Origin of the sequence: Piscicoccus intestinalis NBRC 104926 (assembly GCF_001515525.1) — a bacterium.
In the GTDB taxonomy this organism is placed as follows: domain Bacteria; phylum Actinomycetota; class Actinomycetes; order Actinomycetales; family Dermatophilaceae; genus Kineosphaera; species Kineosphaera intestinalis.
Genome location: NZ_BCNQ01000236.1, coordinates 1 through 3,893 on the forward strand (window position 1 = coordinate 1; position 3,893 = coordinate 3,893).

The 3,893-nt window shown below is 69.1% G+C and carries 6 protein-coding genes; all 6 read left to right on the top strand.

Annotated elements, in window-relative coordinates; genetic code table 11:
• Positions 1–211 precede the first annotated feature (211 nt).
• Positions 212–625: an SRPBCC family protein gene (locus tag PINTE_RS22305; RefSeq protein WP_245643085.1), complete on the top strand. Its 414-nt coding sequence runs from the start codon at positions 212–214 to the stop codon at positions 623–625.
• Between the two features lie 38 nt (positions 626–663).
• A complete protein-coding gene (locus PINTE_RS20585) occupies positions 664–1,209 on the top strand; it encodes a TetR family transcriptional regulator (protein ID WP_068434336.1) in 546 nt (181 codons plus the stop codon).
• Positions 1,210–1,272: 63 nt separating this feature from the next.
• Positions 1,273–2,175, top strand: coding sequence for an alpha/beta fold hydrolase (locus PINTE_RS20590; RefSeq protein ID WP_068434338.1), 903 nt, complete (start codon positions 1,273–1,275; stop codon positions 2,173–2,175).
• Positions 2,175–2,525, top strand: a complete 351-nt coding sequence (locus tag PINTE_RS20595; RefSeq protein WP_068434342.1) for a DoxX family protein — start codon at positions 2,175–2,177, stop codon at positions 2,523–2,525. Before PINTE_RS20590 ends, PINTE_RS20595 begins: the two co-directional genes overlap by 1 nt.
• 98 nt (positions 2,526–2,623) lie before the next feature.
• The gene (locus PINTE_RS20600; RefSeq protein WP_217996673.1) at positions 2,624–3,385 is read left to right on the top strand and encodes an SDR family oxidoreductase; all 762 of its coding nucleotides are present in this window, start codon (positions 2,624–2,626) and stop codon (positions 3,383–3,385) included.
• Between the two features lie 300 nt (positions 3,386–3,685).
• Positions 3,686–3,893: hypothetical protein (locus PINTE_RS20605; protein WP_157087428.1), on the top strand; the 208-nt coding region annotated here is incomplete at its 3' end.

A 3,893-nucleotide genomic window follows, 5' to 3' on the forward strand; every position in this document is an offset into this window, starting at 1 on the left:
TCAGCGCGCTCAGGACCGCCTCGTCGTTGTCGGCACTAGCGGTAACCGACGACCTGGTAGCGGCAACTGGCGGCCACCACCTGTTCATCTTTCGCTATACGCGCTAGCGCGACCTGCACTGCGATCCATCCAGACCCCGCGCACGGAACCCATCACGCCCGCCGCCCATACTCCGAAACGCACCACCGCATCTTGTATCGTTTGATACATGATGCGAATAGAGGCGACAACGACGGCCTCACCCGAACGGCTATGGGAGACGGTCGCGGATGTTCACTCCTGGCCTGAATACGCCCCCACATTCACCTCCGTCACACCGCTCGACGTGTCCGCTTCCGGCGTCGGCACGCGGTATCGGGTAAAGCAGCCGGGGCTCCCGGCAGCCACCTACCGGATCTCTGCGTGGCATCCCGGCCACTCGTTCACGTGGATCAGTCGCTCTCCCGCAGTGACCACTACGGCGATCCACACGGTGCGCTCGGACGGAGACGGCGCGGTGCTCGAACTGCTCCTGGAGTGGACGGGCCCGTTCGCCTGGCTCGCAGACCGGCTGCTGACGTCTCGCGCCGAGAAGATGATCCGCACCGAGGCCGACGCACTCACCAGACACAGCGAGCTGAGATAAACGTGGCGTCAACGGCCCGCGACAGACTCCTTGCCCGCGTGCTCGACTACTACGCCGCACACGGCGTCAAGGACACCAGCCTGCGAACGCTTGCGGCCGGCATCGGCACCAGTCAGCGCATGCTGAATTATCACTTCGGATCACGCGAGGCCGTGCTCGCCGCCATCATCGACGCAGTAGCCGGCGCCCAGGCCGATCACATTCACACCCTCTTCGCCGACGAGCCCGATGTCTTCGTCGCAGCGCAACGCAACTGGCAGGCCACCGCTGACGGCGCCTACCGGTACGGGGCCCTGTGGTTCGAACTGGCGGCCCACGCCATGCGCGGCGAGGTCTACGCAGACGACCTGGCCGAGGTCATGGTGGCCGCTCAACTTCGCGCCTTCTCAGCGGTCTATGAGCGCTACACGACGATCGACCACGCGTCCGATCTCGCCCGACTCACGCTCGCGGTCGGACAGGGATTGCTGTTCCAACTCCTCATCGACCACGACCGCCCCGGCGCGGATGCGGCGGTCGCCGAGTTCACGGAGATGGTCCGCCGCGCACTGCCCAGCAGAACAGGACAACACGAGCCTGACTGAGCCAATTGACTCTTGACAGTCGCTCTCTACATATGGAGAACTGGTCGAAGGAGGGAGACCGTTATGCCGACTGTTGAGGTGCCCGCCGGTTCGGTGAGCTATGGCGACACCGGCGGGGACGGGCCGGTGGTGGTGCTGTGTCATGGGGTGCCGATGGACGGGCGCTGTTGGCGCAAGGTCGTGCCCTTGCTTTCCGGGTTGCGGGTGATCACACCGACATTGCCCCTCGGTGGGCACCGGATCGCCATGCGCGCCGACGCCGATCTGACCCAGCAGGGCGTCGCGGGCATTCTCGGCGACTTCCTGGACGCGCTGGATCTGCGCGATGTGACCTTGGTGCTCAACGACTGGGGCGGCGGCCAGTTCTTGATCAACGCCGGACGGACCGAGCGCATCGGGCGCATGGTGCTGGCGGCCTGCGAGGCGTTCGACAACTTCCCGCCGAAGCCGGCGCGGGTGTTGGCGGTGGCAGGTCGGGTGCCCGGCGCGTTCTGGGTATTGCTGCAGGCGATGCGGCTGCGGCCGGTCCGGCAGATGCGCGGCGGCTACGGCGCGATGGCGGTGGCGGGCATTCCCGATGACCTGCTGCGCGATTGGTTCACCCCGGCGCGGCGGGACCGTCGGGTGCGACGTGATTTCGCCAAGTTCGCCGCCGGCGCACCGCCGCGCCGTCGGCTGCTCGAGCTGTCCCGGCGCTGGAGGGAATTCGACCGGCCGGTGCTCGTGGTGTGGGCGGCGCAGGACGCCATGATGCCCGCCGACCACGGTCCGCGCCTGGCGGCGCTGTATCCCGACGCACGTCTGGTCGTGCTCGAGGAGTGCGCGACGCTGATCGGGGAGGACCAGCCCGAGAAGTTCGCGGCCCTGCTGACCGGCTTCGTCGCGTCCGCGGACCGAAGCGAGCCGATGTCCGACGGAGTCGGCCCCGGCGACGCGCCGAGCCAGGACCGGGCGGGGGAACCGTGATGCTGCCCGATCCGCGGTGGCCCGTGGTGCTGCTGGCGATCGTCCAGGCCGCCGACGCGCTGCTCGTCCTGCTCCGACCTCCCTTCATCGTCGCCTGCCTCGACGGTGTCCGACTGCCCCGACGATGGTGGCCACTGCTCGTGTGGCTCAAGGCCGCCGCCGCGGCAGGACTCATCGCCGGGCTCTGGGTGCCCTGGCTCGGCCTGACGACGAGCGTCGCCGTCGTCGCCTACTTCGTCGTCGCGGCCACCATGCACGTGCGTTCCCGCTATCTGGGCCGCGACTTCTGGCTCAACTGCCTGGGCATGCTGGCCATGTCGGTGGCGGTAGTGCTCGTCAGCTTCCTCTGAAGGACGCACGACGTGAGCAACGCACCCGACGCCGGGGTTCGGCGCCTCGTCTCGGTGCCGACCCGACCGTCTGAGCACAAGGAGCGGATCCGATGAAAGTGGTAGTCGTCGGCGCCCACGGCGAGATGGGAGCCCGAGTCACCCAGATCTTGCAGGCACGCGGACATCGCGTCGTCCCTGCGTCGCGTTCCAGCGGTGTCGATGCGCAGAGGGGTCGCGGGCTGCCTGCAGCGCTGGACGGGGCGCACTGTCTCGTCGATTGCCTGAACATCACAACCGTCCGGCGCCGGCGCGCCGAGCAGTTCTTCCTGACGACTGCGCGACGCCTCACCGAGGCAGCGCTCACCGCCGGTGTCGGGCATGCCGTGGTCGTCGGCATCGTCAACGCCATCGAACCGGAGGTTCGCGGAGCACTGGGCTACTACGCCGGCAAGGCGGTGCAGGAAGAGACCTACGTGGCGTCGCCGGTGCCGGTGAGGGTCGTGGCGAGCACGGCATGGTTCAGTCTCGCGCGGCAATTCCTGACCCAAGGCCGCCTCGGCCCGTTCGCCCTCGTCCCTGCGATGACCCTGCAACCCGTGCACCCGGACGCTGTCGCCGTCGCCCTGGCCGACGCCGTCGAGGCCGGGCCGGGGCGCGAGAAGAGGCAGCTCGTCGGCCCTGAACGCCTGCGCGCCGACGCCATGGCCCGCGACCTGGCAACGGCCACCGGCCGGCGGGTTCCGGTGGTCGGCGTCCCCTACCCGGGCCGAGCGTTCCGCGACCACGGCCTGCTCCCCACGGGGCGGTTCACCCAGGACGAGCGCCGCTACGCCGACTGGCTTCGATCGTCCGCCGGCGGACCAGGAGAACTCCGATGAGGGCGCGCCGTTCGAACGCTGCGCGCAGGGGGTGGCACTGATCGGCGGGCTCGAGGCGGTGACGCCTCCATGCGTGACGAAAGGCTCTCGGCCCGATCCTGACCAGACACCCGAGTTCCTCCGCCTCTGGAACATGGTGCGGCGGTGCCGAGTTGATCGGTCGATGCCGGAGACAATGGAGCCGGCCCGAGCGCGGGGAAACCGGGCCTGGGACCACATTCGACAGCATCGAAGCGTGTCGGCCGGTGAGGGGCCGGAGTCGGCACCTGTCACCCATGCGAAGCAGGAGTACCAACGTTCATGAGCACGGCCACCGGGCACACCCCGGGCAGCCCGAAGCGGCCCAGCGACGACGAGGCCGCCTCGCTTCGACGGTTCGACCCGGATCACTCCGCCGACGCCCGGGCCGCGGAGTCGGGTTCACCGCATGTCGAGGCGCCGCGCCGCAACGCCCGGGCCGCTGGAGCGACCGAGCCCAGCGACGACGGCGCGTCGGCCGGCGACGACG